This window comes from Parabacteroides johnsonii DSM 18315 (assembly GCF_025151045.1).
Classification (GTDB): Bacteria; Bacteroidota; Bacteroidia; order Bacteroidales; family Tannerellaceae; genus Parabacteroides; species Parabacteroides johnsonii.
Genome location: NZ_CP102285.1, coordinates 1,005,582 through 1,021,788, shown reverse-complemented (window position 1 = coordinate 1,021,788; position 16,207 = coordinate 1,005,582). Strand labels below are relative to the sequence as shown.

Below are 16,207 nucleotides of genomic sequence, written 5' to 3'. Positions count from 1 at the left end.
TCATAAACATTCCTATCGGCAAATATTTTATATTTTTGGACGATAAAACGATGATTTATCCGTACGCAATAAAATAATGGTGTCCCGTAGGGGCGGGGTTCTACTCCGCCCAATGAGAACAACGTCCGCCTTGCCGGATCCAATGGGCAGAGCAGAGCCCTGCCCCTACGGAACGACAATCATTCCGTTACAATAACAATATAAAACTATCAATATGAATCTATTAGACAAACTCAAAATCAACCACCGTCCGAGTGCCGGCGCTCTGGACCTGTTAAAGTATATCGGGCCGGGATTACTTGTTACCGTAGGCTTTATCGATCCGGGGAACTGGGCGACCAATCTGGCTGCCGGCTCCGAATTCGGTTATGCCCTGCTTTGGGTCGTCACCTTTTCTTCCATCATGCTGATCATCATCCAGCATAACGTCGCCCATTTGGGAATCGTGACCGGACTTTGCCTTTCGGAGGCAACCAACAAATATATGCCACGTATGCTGAGCCGCCCCATCCTGATCTCTGCCATGCTGGCCAGTGTTTCGACCTCGCTTGCCGAGGTACTGGGAGGTGCCATTGCCCTCAGGATGCTGTTTGGAATGCCGATCAAAGTTGGTGCCGTCATCGTGACGGTAGTCTGCCTCGGAATGTTGCTGACCAATACATACAGTAAGATAGAACGCTGGATCATCATGTTCGTTTCGATCATCGGCCTTTCCTTCCTCTATGAGCTGGCATTGGTAGACGTACAATGGGGAACTGCCATCGAAGGATGGATAAAACCGACTTTCCCGGAAAATTCCATGCTGATCATCATGAGTGTACTCGGAGCCGTTGTCATGCCCCACAATCTGTTTCTTCACTCGGAAGTCATACAGAGCCGCGAATGGAACCTCGAAGACGAATCGGTGATCAAAAAGCAATTGAAATATGAATTCTACGATACACTGTTATCTATGGTTATCGGCTGGGCGATCAACTCGGCCATGATTATACTGGCAGCAGCCACCTTCTTCAAACAGAATATTGCGGTAGACGAATTGGACCAGGCACAACAGCTATTAGTCCCGCTGGTCGGAAACAACGCAGGTGTCATATTTGCCGGAGCACTCCTGCTGGCCGGTATTTCCTCCACGATCACTTCCGGGATTGCCGGAGCATCTATCTTTGCCGGATTCTACGGTGAAGCGTACAACCACAAAGACCTTCACTCCAAATTAGGGGTCTTGTTGTCATTCATCCCTGCTTTGCTCATTATTTTTGTCGTAGGCGATCCGTTCAAAGGCCTAATTTACTCGCAAATGTTGCTGAGCATACAGTTGCCGATCACCGTTTTCACACAAGTTTACCTGACATCCAGCAAAAAAGTGATGGGCAAATTTGTGAATTCACGATCCACAACGATCATTTTAGTCACTTTAGGAGCACTTGTAACCTTCTTAAACGTTGCGCTTCTGATAAGCCTGATTTAATACAATAACCCCAACCCTAACCTAAAGACAGCGAGGGGGAGGGGGCAAAATCCCCTTGTCCCCGCGCTTGACGCGGAGCCGCAGAAGAGCAAGCCTTATCAATCAGATGTTTATATGACTGGCTTTAGTGCGATCCCGCGTCAAGCGCGGGAACAGGATAGTTCTGACACACTCCCATGTTGTATCTTATCTGCATCCAACGCTTGTCTTTCCGCATCCAATCTCATTTTTATGCTCATATAATCCAAAATCCATGCAAGTGTAATTACCGTTTCATGCAAGTGCATTCAGATATCAATACAGACAAAAACTAGTGCTTTTTCAACCATCAAAAACAACAATAAGTCAAATAATAAATTTCTCCAAAACCCAGGTTTTGTCGGAAAAAACTCCCCAAAAACGGCATTTAAGTACACAAAGAAAAGAAAAGGAAAGTAAAGAAAAGAAAAGTAAATCTCTCTCACTTCGTTCGAAAAGAGAAATGCGTGCGAAAGCTCTTCCCTTCTGAAAAAACAGGATAAAAGAAAAGTTGCAAAACAGTTGCATTCCGGCCTTTATTTCACTATCTTTGCAAACTTTGAATAGACAAATTAACTACAAAGATGAGCGATATCAAGACAAACGAACCGGAAGAAAGCAAAAAGAGCTTGAACTTCATTGAAGCAATGGTGGAAAAAGATTTGGCGGAAGGCAAAAATAAGAGACGAGTACAAACCCGTTTCCCACCCGAACCCAACGGATACCTGCATATCGGACATGCCAAAGCCATCTGCCTGGATTTCGGCATTGCACAAAAATATGGAGGTGTTTGCAACCTGCGCTTCGACGATACCAATCCGGTAAAAGAAGATTTGGAATATGTGGACGCCATCAAAGAAGATATCGAATGGCTGGGTTACCACTGGGATAATATATATTACGCTTCCGACTACTTCCAGCAACTCTGGGATTTCGCAATCCAATTGATCAAGGAAGGAAAAGCATACATCGACGAGCAGACCTCCGAACAGATCGCTTCCCAGAAAGGGACGCCGACACAGCCGGGCACAAACAGCCCCTATCGTGACCGCCCGATCGAAGAAAATCTGGAATTGTTCCACAAAATGAACAGCGGCGAGTTGGAAGAAGGTTCGATGGTGTTGCGTGCCAAGATCGACATGGCAAACCCGAATATGCACTTCCGCGACCCAATCATCTACCGCATCGTCAAGACTCCGCACCACCGCACGGGTGACAAGTGGAAAGCCTACCCGATGTATGACTTTGCACATGGGCAGAGCGACTTCTTCGAAGGTGTCACTCATTCGCTGTGCACACTTGAGTTTGTCGTACATCGTCCGTTATACGATCTGTTTATCGACTGGCTGAAAGAGGGCAAGGATCTCGACGATAACCGTCCACGCCAGACAGAGTTCAACAAACTGAATCTGAGTTACACGCTGATGAGCAAACGTAATCTGCTGATCCTCGTAAAAGAAGGTCTTGTACACGACTGGGACGATCCCCGTATGCCGACCATCTGCGGTTTCCGTCGTCGCGGTTATTCACCGGAAGCGATCCATAAGTTCGTCGACAAGATCGGCTATACCACTTATGATGCCCTGAACGAATTTGCACTGCTGGAAAGTGCCGTCCGCGAAGACCTCAATATCCGCGCAACCCGTGTATCGGCCGTGTTGAACCCGGTTAAACTCATTATCACCAATTATCCAGAAGGGCAGGTGGAAGAGATGGAGGCGATCAACAATCCGGAAGATCTGTCGGCCGGCAGCCATACGATCGAATTCAGCCGCGAGCTGTGGATCGAACGGGAAGACTTTATGGAAGATGCTCCGAAGAAGTTCTTCCGCATGACCCCCGGCCAGGAAGTTCGCTTGAAAAACGCCTATATCGTAAAATGCACAGGCTGCAAGAAAGACGAGAACGGTGAGATCACGGAAATCTATTGCGAATATGATCCGAATACCAAGAGCGGAATGCCGGATAGCAACCGGAAAGTAAAAGGTACGCTCCATTGGTTGAGCTGTGCACACTGTCTGCCGGCTGAAGTACGCTTGTACGACCGCCTGTGGAAAGTGGAGAACCCGCGCGACGAAATGGCGGCTATCCGCGAAGCTAAGAACTGCTCGCCTTTAGATGCCATGAAAGAGATCATCAACCCGGACTCCTTGAAAGTGTTGACAAATTGTTATGTCGAAAAGTTCCTGGCTGATGCCAAACCGCTCGACTACCTGCAGTTCCAACGTATCGGCTATTTCAATGTAGATAAAGATTCTACAGCCGGTAAATTAGTCTTCAACCGCACCGTATCCTTGAAAGATACCTGGAGCAAGGTGAAAGATAAATAACAGGGCCGATATGAAAAAAAAAGATATTTCACGCCTGTTACAACGCTATCTGGTCGGTCATCAGGAGGGTAAGGATGCTTATTTTGATGCCGATGAAGTCGATGAGCTGTTGGACAGTTTTGAAGAATCTGATGATTATACTTACTATGATGAAGTCCTGGCCTTAGGGCTACGGCTTCATCCCGGTAATCCCGATTTGCAGATCAGGCAATGCAAGTCGTATGTCTACAACGAAGACTATGACAGTGCACTCGTACTGATCGAATCAATAGCTGAAACCGACAATCAGGATCTCGACATGCTGCGTCTCGAATGTTACGTCATGCAGGACTCATACGACAAAGTCATCGGGCATGTAGAAAAACTTATCGCCGACAAATGCGAGTATTTAGAAACGCTATTCGAATATATCGCACCGATTTTGGGGGATGTGGAGATGACGAAGGAAGCACACGACTTCATTAATCGTGGTCTTATGCTTTTCCCGGACAACCTGATCCTGAAAGACGAGCTTTGCTATAATTTGGAAATAGAGGGCGATATTAAAAAAGCAATCGAGGTTTGCAACGAACTGATCGACAAGAACCCCTACTCCAACGACTACTGGTTCACTTTGGGCCGTCTCTACTCCATCAGCGGAGACTATGAGAAAGCGATCGAAGCATTCGACTTTGCTCTAACATGCGACGACTCGGATGAAGAGCTGAAGATACTGAAGGCTTATTGCCTGTACATGAACGAAAATTACGAGAAAGCGATCGAGGTATATAATGATATTGCAACGACCGATGAGACCCGCATTCGCATCACTCCCCTGCTTGCCGAATGTTATGTCAAGCTGGAGAACTACGAAAAAGCTTATGTCTTGCTGAAAGAGCAATTAAAGCAGAACAACCAGCTGGAAGACTCAAGCACTTATATCAATTATATCCGATGTTGTGTCGAAACAGGACGTGACGAAGAAGCCTCCGATGTCCTGATGCAAGCGTCCAAACTATTCCCGAAGAATATCCGCATCCTTTCCTTGCTGGCCCTTACATACCTGGAAAACGGAGACGAACACAAGGCTATGGAAGCGACTGAACGCCTTTTCACTGCCCTCGACCAAGTGGAAGACAAGCAGCAGGAAGACTTCGAGAGCTTATATCGCGCCGGACAATATCTGTTTATGAAAGGAGATATCGACAAGGCCTTGCAATACTATAAGAAGGTGTTGGAAGCCAATCCGGAAATGCCTTATATGCATCTCCATATGGCAATGGCATATCTGGCAAAAGGAGATATGAAACATTTCAGCGAACATTACAGGCAGACTTCTCCCGAAGAATTGCTCAATTATCTGAAAAATGCCGGGCTCAGTTATGAAGGGATAGTCGAGCGTATCGGTAGCAAACATATTCCACCGGAAGATCTGGTGAAAGAATTTCTCAAGAATAAGGATAACAATAATTAAACATGGAAAGAAATCTAAAAGACTACGGCCTCTTAGTTCTAAAAGGCATGGGTATGGGTGCGGCAGACGTCGTGCCGGGCGTATCAGGCGGAACCATCGCCTTCATTGTCGGAATTTATGAAGAGTTGCTCGACTCGATCAAAAGTATTAACGGAGCCAGCCTCAAACTGCTCTTTACCGGAAAAATCGCAGCATTCTGGAAAGCGATCAATGCCAACTTCTTGCTATCCATCGTTGCAGGGATCGGGATCAGTATATTCTCGTTGGCGAAAGTCATCACCTGGCTATTGACCGACCACCCGATCCTGGTCTGGTCCTTCTTCTTCGGATTAGTACTGGCTTCCACCTGGTTCGTTTCCAAAGATATCAAGAAATGGGATTGGAAAACAATTCTAAGTTATATTATCGGGATCGTTATTGCATTCTACATAACGGTTGCAACACCAGCCGAGACGCCTTCCAACCTGTTCTTTATTTTCCTTTGCGGGGCGATAGCCATCTGTGCCATGATCCTGCCGGGTATATCGGGTAGTTTTATCCTGGTACTGTTAGGCAAGTATTTTTATATCATGGAGGCGGTAAAGACATTCAATATCCCCGTGATGTTAGTGTTTATTTGCGGTGCTGTAATCGGTATCACCAGTTTCTCCCGTGTGCTTTCGTTCGCTCTTCGCCGGTTTCATGACATTACGATCTCCGTATTAGCCGGTTTTATGCTCGGTTCGCTGAACAAGGTTTGGCCTTGGAAGGAAACGATCGAGACGTATACGGACAGTCATGGCGTTGTAAAACCTTTAGTCGAAGCTAACATCATGCCGAATCAACTTGTTTGGGAAGCTGCCGGCCTGATGATTCTAGGCTACGCTATCGTTTACTTCCTGGAAAAGCTCTCTATGAAGACATCGAAATAATAAATTACAACAGAAAAAGGGAGGGTGTGTCAAATTGATATTACCGGACGCAGATTTATTTTGTTGATAATTATATCTGCGTTAATCTGCGCTCGTCTGCGTCATCCGCGTCCCATGAATACCGATATTTGACACACTCTCCTTTTTATCCCCACTCCATCCTATCTTGTCATAAGGTCGTGTATACAAACGCCTCTACCGCATGGGAAAGGATATAGGCAGCAGGCGTAGGATGGGTTGCCGAATAACCTTTTTTCAGTTCTTCGAGCATCTCTTTCTTTCCTGTCCCTAAAACAGGAACCAGCAACGGCGAATCATTCAGGATCAGCGGACCGGTCATCGTGATGCGGTACTGGCGGGATTCGGGATGCTGAGAGACAGCATAATTACGGCTGTCCGTCAACAACGGCAAAGTATCCGGGAAGATGGATGCAGTATGCGCATCACCTCCGATCCCCAGGATGATGCAATCGAAATAGGGCAATTGTCCATGCCGAGGCAGATACTCCTTCACGACACGCGAATAACGCATCGCTTCCGTACCAGGTTCCACTTCACCATGAATGCGGTGCACATGATTGGCGGGTATATGCAGCGGCTTGAACAAAAGCTCGTTTGCATGTCCATAATTGCTGTCCGGGTCAGTTGGCGGAACACATCGTTCATCCACCCAAAAGAAACGGATCGCATCCCAATCGATCTTGTCTTTATATTCATCTACCCAAAGAGTGAACATCTTCTGTGCCGTCCCTCCTCCCGACAAAGCGAGGTTGAAAGGTAGGCCGTCATCTTTCCGGTCCATATACCGGACAAGCTCCCCGGTCATTGCCCGGAGAGCCTCTTTATCGTCTTTAAAATTCTCTATCATCATAATCATCTATTTTATATCATTGACAACTTTGGCAAGGGCACTCCTTCGGTATCATCCCCAACTTGGCCTTTTCGAGCGGACCGTCCTCACCGGGGGCATAGAAAAACAGGTCCTTCGCCCCCTCTTCTTTCCAGTGATGGAGGATCGGATCGATCAGTCGCCAGCTTGCCTCCAAAGCGTCGCTACGAGCATACAAAGTCGAATCACCTAACATAGCATCGAGCAACAGGCGCTCATAAGCATCAGGCAGATAGTTCTTCGAAAGCGAATCATAGCGGAAATCCATCCCCACCTGCTTCACCGTGAAACCGGCTCCCGGCATCTTCAGACCGAACTTCAGCGTGATGCTCTCGTCCGGCTGGATACGGATAATCAGTTTGTTACAGGAACCGCCCGAACATTGTCCGGCAAAAAGCTGGTGAGGAGTGGATTTGAAGTTCACCACAATCTCCGAACTCTTTTCCGGTAATTTCTTTCCTGTAAAGATATAGAACGGGACATCGCTCCAACGCCAGTTATCGATAAACATTTTCATAGCGACATACGTCTCCGTAGTGGAGTCAGGCGCCACATTCTTCTCCTCCCGATAGCCGTCGTACTGGCCACGCACAATCAGGTTGTCCATATCATGCGTCTTATACGGGCGCAAAGCGCGGAACACCTTCACAATCTCGTCACGGATCGGCTCCGGATCGAACACCGAAGGCGACTCCATCGCCGTAAATGCCATCAGTTGCATCAAATGGTTCTGAATCATGTCGCGCAAGGCTCCCGCTCCGTCATAATATTTTCCGCGATTCTCCACGCCAAGTGTTTCCGAAGCACTGATTTCAATCGAATCGATATAATTACGGTTCCACAACGGTTCGAATATGCCGTTGGAGAAACGGAGCACCAAGATGTTCTGTACCGTCTCTTTTCCTAAATAATGGTCGATACGGTAAATTTCCTTTTCATCGAAGATATGAATGAGATGCTTGTTCAGCCGTTCGGCCGATTCGAGGCTCGTTCCGAAAGGCTTCTCCACGATCACACGACGCCAGCCATCCTCGCTTCCGGCAACATTCATCCCGTTTTCTTTCAGGCAGGTCGGAATCAGTTCATACATCACCGGCGGGGTAGCAAGATAATAAATGATCTTGTCCGGCAACTGCTGCTCTTGCTGTAACTGATGGATACGATCTTTCAGTTTATGGTATTCGGCGGAATTGGTCGAATCGAACGCAAGGTAAAAGACACGGCGGAGGAAACTGTCCAGTTCGGCTTCGTCCACCTCTTTCTTTTTTAGGGATTCCCGGATATGCACCTTTTCGAAAGCACGGTATTCATCATCGGAATATTCCGTACGGGCTGCTCCCAAAATGCAGAAGCGCTCCGGCAATAATCTCCGAACATGCAGTTCATAGAGCGAGGGCAAGAGCTTCCGCCCTGTCAAGTCACCGGAAGCTCCGAATATAACTAATAATTGATTGCTTGCTGTTTTCATTTGCTTTTTTTTAATTTAATGATGTCGGAATCCGTAGGGGCGGGGTTCTACTCCGCCCAATGGAAAATAACGTCACCTTATCAGATACCGATGGGCAGAGCAGAGCCCTGCCCCTACAAATATACGATGTTGATAAATCAGACGCTATACGTGCCCGAAATTGTATTACCTCCCTCTCCGGTCCAATTGGTGTGAAAGAAATGACCACGTTCGCGATCGGTACGTTCGTAAGTATGGGCCCCGAAATAGTCTCGTTGTGCCTGAATCATATTCGCAGCCGAATGCAGCGTACGCAACCCGTCGAAATAGCTTAGGGCCGAACTCATGGCAGGCAAGGCAACACCGCTCAGCGCCCCTTCGGCGACAATTCGGCGCCAGGCGGGAAGAGCATCCTGTATCTTACTGCGGAAAAAGTCATCGAAGAGCAGGTTTTCCAAGTCCGGGTCCTTCCGGTACGCATCTGTGATCTTTTGCAGGAAGACGGAACGGATGATACATCCCTTACGCCAGATACGGGCAATCGTCCCATAATCCAAATCCCAGCCATAATGCTCGGAAGCACGACGAAGCAAGGAGAATCCCTGTGCATAAGAAACCAGCTTAGCTGCGTATAGTGCCTGACGAACGTCTTCAATTGAAAGTTGAAAGTTGAAAGTTGAAAGTTGAGCATCGTCTGATAACTTTCCACTTTCCACTTTCAACTTTCCACTATAAAGTCTTGCCGCCTTCACCCGTTCGGAATACAAGGCCGAAAGCAAGCGGGCGTAAACCGCTTCCGTAATCAACGTCAGCGGATCATTCTCGTCCATAGCTGCAATCGCACTCCATTTGCCGGTTCCCTTTTGTCCGGCGACATCCAATATTTTGTCAAGCAACGGTTTTCCGTCTTCGTCACGGAAACGCAGGATATTGGCGGTTATCTCGATCAGGAAACTATCCAATTCCCCTCCGTTCCACTCATCAAAGACGACGGCCATCGCATCGTTGTCCAACCCTTTCCGGTTTTTCAACAGCGAATAGGCTTCGGAAATAAGCTGCATATCGCCATATTCTATGCCGTTGTGCACCATCTTCACAAAATGGCCTGCTCCCCCCGCTCCGATCCATTCGCAACAAGGCGAACCGTCGTCCAGCTTGGCGGAAATCCCCTGCAAGATGTCTTTCACCAGCGGCCAAGCTTCCACCGAACCTCCGGGCATCACGGACGGGCCATGCAAGGCTCCCTCCTCTCCTCCCGAAATTCCGGTTCCAACGAAATAGATCCCTTTTTCCTCCAATTCCTTCACACGACGTTCCGTGTCGTGGAAGTCAGAATTGCCTCCGTCGATAATCACATCGCCCGGCGAAAGGAAAGGGAGTAGTTGCGAGATTAGCTCGTCTACAGGATGCCCTGCCTTGACCATCATCATGATGATATGAGGACTTTTTACTGAATCGACCAATTGTTCGATCGAATGCGTTCCGATAAAATGTTTGCCTTTGCCCCGGCCATTGACAAAACGGTCGACAACTCCCTCTTCGCCGGGTACACTCCGGTTATATACGGCAACTGTGAAACCCTTACTTTCCATATTGAGTGCCAGGTTCTCGCCCATCACGGCAAGCCCGATCAATCCTATATCTGCTTTCATATTTTATTTGTTTTATTTTATGTTGAATAAATCATTCAGAGACTCACTCATAGAAGGGTGAGTGAAAATATTGTCACGAAGGAGGACATAATCATTATCCGTACGCATCGCCAACGACACGAGGTTGATGATTTCACTCGACTCGGCACAGAACAGCGTAGCTCCCAATATCTGGTTCGTGTCGGCATCCACGACCGTCTTCAATAATCCTTCCGGCTGTCCGATCGTACGGGTTCTCGGCATCGAGGCTGCCATGACTTTGGAAACTTTTATGTTACGTCCTGTCCGGAGTGCCTGCTCTTCATTCAGACCGACATGTGACAGGGGCGGATCGATGAACACCGAATAGGCAACCGCCTCCCGGTCACCGGTGTTGCGTTTGCCGTCTCCAAAAAGCTCATCACGTATGATACGGTAGTCATCCAACGAAAGATATGTGAACTGCAAACCGCCACGCACATCCCCGATCGCCCATATGTTATCCGCACTCGTATGCAAGCGGTCGTCCACCTCGATTGCCCCACGCTCCGTTAATTTCACGCCGGCAGCTTGCAAGTTCAGCCCTTCGGTGTTCGGGCGGCGTCCGGTAGCCAGCAGGATCGCATCGGCATCGATCTGTTCCGTATCGCCTGTCAGAGCATCCCGGTAGACGACGGTAGCTTTGCCGGCATCGTGCCCGATCTCCTGCACAACGGCATTCAGGCGGATCGAAATGCCCTTCTTTTCCAAAACAGTCTTGACGGCATCGGCGATATCACGGTCTTCACGAGGAATAAACTTGTCGCCTCCCTCTAAAACCGTCACATCCGATCCGAAATTGGCAAAAATAGATGCAAACTCAAGTCCGATATAACCACCTCCCACGATCGCCAGACGACGGGGCAGCCGGTCCAGTTCCATGATCGAAGTGCTGGTGTAGACGAAAGGGTTGCCTTCGATCCCTTTTATGTTGGGAACGATGGTGGAGGCACCGGTATTGATGAATATTTTACCAGCTTGCAGTACGATCGTCTCACGATCGGTTTTCACTTCCACTTCCGTTGGGGAAAGAAACGAGGCAACACCGGTATAAACAGTTACCGTCTCTTTGCTGTCGAGATTCTCAAAATTCTTCTGACGCAAAGCAGCCGTGATCTTCCTTTTTTCCTCGATTGCCTTGTGGAACGCATCGGCATATTGCTCGAATGTCGTGAAGTGGGAATACTGCGCCACTTTGGAAAGGTGCACCAATGTCTTAGTCGGAATGCATCCGATATTAATACATGTCCCGCCGTACATTTCTTTCGAACGTTCCACTACGGCGACAGTCCATCCGCGGCTGCCTAAATCAGCAGCCAGCGTCTTTCCGCCTTTACCAAAACCAATGATGATTGCATCATACTTTTTCATCTTTTGTTTTTCCTCCTTTTTATTTTCTACTTAAGGAACATTTCCTTTAACCTAATTGTTCCCAATAAGCCTCTATTTATCGTTTTGTTTTTTCTATGATACAAAAATACACAGCCTTTAGATTTCAGAGGATAGTGATTTTGCCCTAAGATTTGGCAATATTCCCTGTTCTGTCCTTATAAACCGTTTTCCTTTTCAGGGACATGAAAAAACTGCGTCAAAAAGTACAACCGGGAATCCGTCATTTCTCGTAAACTTTAGATACATTTGAATTCACAAATCATCTGAAGTATTATAAGACGGATAAAATGAATAAAATAGTAATAGCCATCGACTCTTTTAAAGGCTGCCTGACCTCGGAAGAAGCCGGGATTGCGGTAATGAAAGGAATCAAAACGATCTTCCCCGATTGCGAAATCTTGCTGTTTCCGATCGCCGACGGAGGCGAAGGAATGTTAGACGTACTCGTCTCCGCGACACAAGGGAAATATCGAACCCTGCCGGCACACGGACCTTTGATGGAACTTATTCAGACCCAGTACGGTATTTCGGGAGACGGGCAGACAGCCCTGATCGAGATGGCAGCCATCAGCGGTTTACCTTTAGTTCCCGAAGAAAAAAGGAATCCGATGCTGACGACTACTTACGGGACGGGGGAACTGATTCTCGATGCCCTCGAACAAGGTTGCCGCCGCTTTATCGTGGGCATAGGCGGCAGTGCCACCAACGATGCAGGATTAGGGATGCTGCAAGCTTTAGGATTCCGTTTTCTGGACAAGCGGGGAAATCTGTTGGGAACAGGCGGCAAGATCATGTCGCAGGTAGCCTCCATTGATACATCTGCCGTACATCCGGCTTTAAAGGAAACTCGCTTCACAATTGCCTGCGATGTACACAATCCCTTCTGCGGGTCTGATGGAGCTGCTTATATCTTTGCTCCGCAAAAGGGAGCCGATGCCAGGATGGTCAAAGAACTGGAAGCCGGTATGCAGGCGCTTTCACAGGTTATCCGGTCGGCCACAGGCAAAGACATTTCGAATATCCCCGGAGCCGGAGCAGCCGGAGGAATGGGCGGAGGTTTCCTCGCGTTCCTAAATGCCGAGTTGAAACCGGGTATCCGTCTGATGCTTGACGCACTGGACTTCGGTAAGAAAATAAAGGGGGCCGACCTGATCTTTACCGGTGAAGGACGGGCCGATCGGCAAACGGCAATGGGGAAAGTGCCTTCCGGTATCCTGGAAGAGGCCCGGAAACAGAATATTCCTGTCATCGTACTTGCAGGAAGTATAGAAGATGCGGATCAGATGAACCGGGCCGGCTTTCAGGGGGTATTCTCAATCACCCCCGGTCCAGTCTCCTTAGAGAACGCTATGAAGCCGGAGTTTGCCAAAGAAAATATCCGTAGACTGGTGACTCAGATTTGTTCGGTAATCCATCCGTTCAGAAATTCTTTTTCTCGTCGATAATATATTCCGGACGTGCTTTGATCTCGTCAAACAAGATGCCGACATACTGGCCCAACACACCGACCGTCAACAATTGGACACCTCCAAAGAAAATAACGGAGGTCATGATAGAGGTCCAGCCTGTTTCTGCATTACTAAAGCCGTATATCTTACCTAAGGTGAACCAGACGGCCAGTATGATACCGACCAATACGGCTATAAAACCCAAGCTTGTCGCCAGGCGCAACGGCTTCTTGGAGAAATAAAGCATGGCGGTGGTAGCAAACTTCCACATCTTGCTGAACGGGTATTTTGTCTCTCCGGCGATGCGTGCCTCCCGTTCATAATAAAAAGGAACCTGTTTGAATCCAACCCAACTGATCAGTCCGCGAATATATTTTCCCCGCTCCTGAAAACGGTCGAACTGATCCATCACCTTCCGGTCTATCAGGCGGAAATCACCTGTATCTAACGGGAAATTCACATCACTCATATAGTTCAGCATACGGTAAAAAGCTTTCGCTGTCACTTTTTTGAAAAGCCCTTCCCCTTCGCGGGACTTACGGACGCAATAAACCACGTTCGCCTGTTCTTTTTCCTGCAATTCAAGAATGGAAGGGATGAGTTCGGGAGGATCCTGCATATCGGCATCCAGGATGACAGCCAAGTCGGCATCACAATTATTGATACCTGCCGTAACAGCCGGCTGATGTCCGAAGTTACGGGAGAAATGGATCACCTTCACCTGCGGATCGGAAGACGCGATCTCGTCCAACATCAGACGCGTCCGGTCCCTACTGCCGTCGTTGATATAGATAATTTCCGTTAAAACAGGGAGCTTCTGCAACGCCTCCCGTGTACGCCGGTATGATTCGGCAATAACTAACTCCTCGTTATAACAAGGGACTATGACCGCAAGTTTCTTCATCTGCATTTAAGCCTTAAACGTATAAAACTTATTCATGATAAAATTAATCACCGTGTAAAAAGCCATTGCTATCAATTGGTTATAATAAGGATCGATCGATAGGAGTGGATTCAGGACATACACTAAAAGCCCCAATTGTAACAAATAGCACACCCCGAACACGACTCCGAAACGAGCGGCACTGCCGATCCATCCAGCCGAACTCCGGAATGTCCATTGCTTATTCCATATAAAACTATTCAATACGCCTGCTATATAACCGACCATGTTCGAAACGACATCCGAACATCCGAACAACTTCATCATGATCCAGATGACAACGGCGGTTATCACCGTATTACTCACTCCCACTATACCATATTTAATGGCTTGCTTGACTGTTTCCTCCATTCTTTTTTATAATCTCTTCCACTTCCTCGGCCGACAGCTCCTTCACGTTCGTTATCGTGAAGACCTGCGAAAGAAAGTTCCCATACTGGTTACATTCGTTGATCACCTTATCCAGCGTTTGCTTGATATCTGTCCGGACCGGGATCAGGAAAACCAGTTCCATATGTTTTTCACCTATTGTCAACCGCTCGATTTCACAATCCGCATTTTCCAGAGAGTAAGGAAATTCACGTTCGATCACTTTCTTCTGATACTCCAGGAACGGTTTCAGTTCATTCGCCAGGATCAGCACATAAAAGCGCAACTTTTCCCCTCTTCCTCCCAAGCCGGTAGAGATGTAAATCTGCTTCTCGTCCGACAACTCGGATTCCAGAGCGATACGGCTTTCCATCAAAGCCATATATGCCCAATCCGCCACATCCGGGTCCGGAGCTTGGGCATATTCTTCCAGTATCCGGTATGCTTTTACCTGCCGTGAGGTAGCAAGCATAGACAATACATACTTCTTATGTTCCGTAGTCGATTCGGGATCGTCCAGACTATCCTCGAAAACCGAAAAATCCATTTTCGAAATATCCGGCTTATCCTGATCTTTCCTGATCTTTTCCGAATATTTAAAATACTCCATCTGCCGTTCTACGGGTACACGCTGTTCTAATATATGGAAATGTCCGTCAATCTTACTAAAAGAGTCCCGGAACTTCTTGAAAATATCATTATCCTCTTTCATAAAGCCTGCTTTTTAGTTTTGTACATATCCAATAAACAAGAAACTAAGACAAATGTAAGGCTTTTTCGCGATAAATAACTTATAGCTGGGATAAAACACATCAAAATTATTGTAACTCCACCCGGAACCACTCTTGTTTTAGACTCTGGCGTCATGCTCCGGCATAAATAAGGAAGCCCAACCCGATCACAAACAGGACAAACATTCCGGCATTCAGGTAATCCGAAGAACGTGGAGCTCCTCTGAATTCATGCCATATTAAAATCCCCCAAAGTGCCGATACAAGCGTCGCCCCCTGTCCCAAACCGTACGAAATGGCAGCCCCGGCTTTCTCCGAAGCGATCATGCTGAAAGACTGACCGATGCACCAGATAACACCTCCCAACATACCCACCAAATGCGTTTTGGCATTCCCTTTGAAATAACCGGAGATAGAAACAGGCCCACCTTCCACCGGACGCTTCATGGCAATCGTATTAAACAGGAAATTACTAATAAACACGCCTAAAGAGAAAATAAACACAGCGGTATAAGGTGTCAGCTTACCCGGTGAGGGCTCTGCAAAATTGCCCAAATCCATCGAAGCCGCAACAAAACGGTAGAAGAAAGCCATGATCACACCTGCTGCGATAGAAATGAAGATACCCTTACCCGATACTTTCTTCGATCCGACCAACGCTTTCTTATACGCGAACCCGTTCAACAGGATGGCAACCGTGATCAGGGCTACGCCGATAAAGATGTACAAAGGTTCTCCTTTAGCCGCTCCGAAATAGTTAACCAATACGCCCAATACCAACGCCAGCCCGATCCCGACCGGAAAAGCCACCGACATGCCGCAAATCGCAATAGCTGCCGACAGCAAGATATTGGCAGCATTAAAGACAATGCCACCCACGAAAGCACTCCCTAAAGATCCCATATCGGCTTGTGCCAAATTAAATAGAAACCCTTGTCCCTCAGAGCCGAAACTACCCAGTGTAAAAGCGGAAAAAATGGAAAAGAGCAACACGCCGATCACATAATCCCAATAAAAAAACTCATACCGCCAAGTCCTCGAGACCAGCTTTTGTGTATTTCCCCACGATCCCCAGCAGAGCATCGTGACAACACAAAACAGGATCGCTAATGAATAATCTTGTACTATAAACATAACT

At 47.6% G+C, this 16,207-nt stretch carries 13 protein-coding genes; 5 read left to right on the top strand and 8 right to left on the bottom strand.

Annotation, left to right across the window (positions count from 1 at the left end; all coding sequences use genetic code 11):
* The first annotated feature begins 214 nt into the window (after positions 1 to 214).
* From NQ564_RS04210 to NQ564_RS04195, 4 genes are all read left to right on the top strand, one after another.
* Positions 215 to 1,468, top strand: a complete 1,254-nt coding sequence (locus NQ564_RS04210) for an Nramp family divalent metal transporter (protein ID WP_008147754.1) — start codon at positions 215 to 217, stop codon at positions 1,466 to 1,468.
* A gap of 602 nt (positions 1,469 to 2,070) precedes the next feature.
* Positions 2,071 to 3,816 carry a glutamine--tRNA ligase/YqeY domain fusion protein gene (locus NQ564_RS04205; RefSeq protein ID WP_129649819.1) on the top strand — a complete coding sequence of 582 codons (1,746 nt, stop codon included), beginning with the start codon at positions 2,071 to 2,073 and terminating at the stop codon, positions 3,814 to 3,816.
* Positions 3,817 to 3,826: 10 nt separating this feature from the next.
* Positions 3,827 to 5,269: a tetratricopeptide repeat protein gene (locus NQ564_RS04200; RefSeq protein WP_008147741.1), complete on the top strand. Its 1,443-nt coding sequence runs from the start codon at positions 3,827 to 3,829 to the stop codon at positions 5,267 to 5,269.
* A 2-nt stretch (positions 5,270 to 5,271) separates the two neighbouring features.
* The gene (locus NQ564_RS04195) at positions 5,272 to 6,180 is read left to right on the top strand and encodes a DUF368 domain-containing protein (RefSeq protein ID WP_008147740.1); all 909 of its coding nucleotides are present in this window, start codon (positions 5,272 to 5,274) and stop codon (positions 6,178 to 6,180) included.
* 169 nt (positions 6,181 to 6,349) lie between these two features.
* Here NQ564_RS04195 and pgl read toward each other — a convergent pair whose 3' ends face one another.
* The 4 genes from pgl to NQ564_RS04175 form a co-directional block, all read right to left on the bottom strand.
* Complete coding sequence (gene pgl, locus NQ564_RS04190; RefSeq protein ID WP_021862744.1) at positions 6,350 to 7,051, bottom strand: 6-phosphogluconolactonase; 702 nt, start codon at positions 7,049 to 7,051, stop codon at positions 6,350 to 6,352.
* 16 nt (positions 7,052 to 7,067) lie between these two features.
* The gene (zwf, locus tag NQ564_RS04185) at positions 7,068 to 8,537 is read right to left on the bottom strand and encodes a glucose-6-phosphate dehydrogenase (protein ID WP_021862743.1); all 1,470 of its coding nucleotides are present in this window, start codon (positions 8,535 to 8,537) and stop codon (positions 7,068 to 7,070) included.
* A 137-nt stretch (positions 8,538 to 8,674) separates the two neighbouring features.
* Positions 8,675 to 10,168, bottom strand: coding sequence for a decarboxylating NADP(+)-dependent phosphogluconate dehydrogenase (gene gnd / locus NQ564_RS04180; RefSeq protein WP_021862741.1), 1,494 nt, complete (start codon positions 10,166 to 10,168; stop codon positions 8,675 to 8,677).
* Between the two features lie 12 nt (positions 10,169 to 10,180).
* Entirely contained in the window at positions 10,181 to 11,557 is a 1,377-nt protein-coding gene (locus NQ564_RS04175; protein WP_008147736.1) for an FAD-dependent oxidoreductase, read from the bottom strand.
* Positions 11,558 to 11,865: 308 nt separating this feature from the next.
* Here NQ564_RS04175 and NQ564_RS04170 point away from each other — a divergent pair, with 308 nt between their 5' ends.
* Positions 11,866 to 13,023, top strand: coding sequence for a glycerate kinase family protein (locus NQ564_RS04170; protein WP_008147735.1), 1,158 nt, complete (start codon positions 11,866 to 11,868; stop codon positions 13,021 to 13,023).
* On the opposite strand, the gene NQ564_RS04165 is transcribed toward NQ564_RS04170, so the two are convergent.
* The 4 genes from NQ564_RS04165 to NQ564_RS04150 form a co-directional block, all read right to left on the bottom strand.
* A complete protein-coding gene (locus NQ564_RS04165) occupies positions 12,998 to 13,930 on the bottom strand; it encodes a glycosyltransferase family 2 protein (RefSeq protein WP_039848088.1) in 933 nt (310 codons plus the stop codon). The genes NQ564_RS04170 and NQ564_RS04165 overlap by 26 nt on opposite strands.
* A gap of 6 nt (positions 13,931 to 13,936) precedes the next feature.
* Positions 13,937 to 14,320 (bottom strand): GtrA family protein, encoded by a 384-nt coding sequence (locus NQ564_RS04160; protein WP_008147730.1) that lies wholly within the window; start codon positions 14,318 to 14,320, stop codon positions 13,937 to 13,939.
* On the bottom strand, positions 14,292 to 15,050 hold the full coding sequence (locus tag NQ564_RS04155) for a hypothetical protein (protein WP_008147728.1): 759 nt from the start codon (positions 15,048 to 15,050) through the stop codon (positions 14,292 to 14,294). Before NQ564_RS04155 ends, NQ564_RS04160 begins: the two co-directional genes overlap by 29 nt.
* A 151-nt stretch (positions 15,051 to 15,201) precedes the next feature.
* Entirely contained in the window at positions 15,202 to 16,203 is a 1,002-nt protein-coding gene (locus tag NQ564_RS04150; RefSeq protein ID WP_008147725.1) for a GRP family sugar transporter, read from the bottom strand.
* Between the last annotated feature and the right edge of the window lie 4 nt (positions 16,204 to 16,207).

Coding starts and splice junctions, on each gene's coding strand:
- gnd (WP_021862741.1), bottom strand. CDS start 10,168: ATGAAAGCAGATATAGGATTGATCGGGCTTGCCGTGATGGGCGAGAAC.
- NQ564_RS04170 (WP_008147735.1), top strand. CDS start 11,866: ATGAATAAAATAGTAATAGCCATCGACTCTTTTAAAGGCTGCCTGACC.
- NQ564_RS04165 (WP_039848088.1), bottom strand. CDS start 13,930: ATGAAGAAACTTGCGGTCATAGTCCCTTGTTATAACGAGGAGTTAGTT.
- zwf (WP_021862743.1), bottom strand. CDS start 8,537: ATGAAAACAGCAAGCAATCAATTATTAGTTATATTCGGAGCTTCCGGT.
- NQ564_RS04210 (WP_008147754.1), top strand. CDS start 215: ATGAATCTATTAGACAAACTCAAAATCAACCACCGTCCGAGTGCCGGC.
- NQ564_RS04150 (WP_008147725.1), bottom strand. CDS start 16,203: ATGTTTATAGTACAAGATTATTCATTAGCGATCCTGTTTTGTGTTGTC.
- pgl (WP_021862744.1), bottom strand. CDS start 7,051: ATGATGATAGAGAATTTTAAAGACGATAAAGAGGCTCTCCGGGCAATG.
- NQ564_RS04160 (WP_008147730.1), bottom strand. CDS start 14,320: ATGGAGGAAACAGTCAAGCAAGCCATTAAATATGGTATAGTGGGAGTG.
- NQ564_RS04175 (WP_008147736.1), bottom strand. CDS start 11,557: ATGAAAAAGTATGATGCAATCATCATTGGTTTTGGTAAAGGCGGAAAG.
- NQ564_RS04155 (WP_008147728.1), bottom strand. CDS start 15,050: ATGAAAGAGGATAATGATATTTTCAAGAAGTTCCGGGACTCTTTTAGT.
- NQ564_RS04195 (WP_008147740.1), top strand. CDS start 5,272: ATGGAAAGAAATCTAAAAGACTACGGCCTCTTAGTTCTAAAAGGCATG.
- NQ564_RS04205 (WP_129649819.1), top strand. CDS start 2,071: ATGAGCGATATCAAGACAAACGAACCGGAAGAAAGCAAAAAGAGCTTG.
- NQ564_RS04200 (WP_008147741.1), top strand. CDS start 3,827: ATGAAAAAAAAAGATATTTCACGCCTGTTACAACGCTATCTGGTCGGT.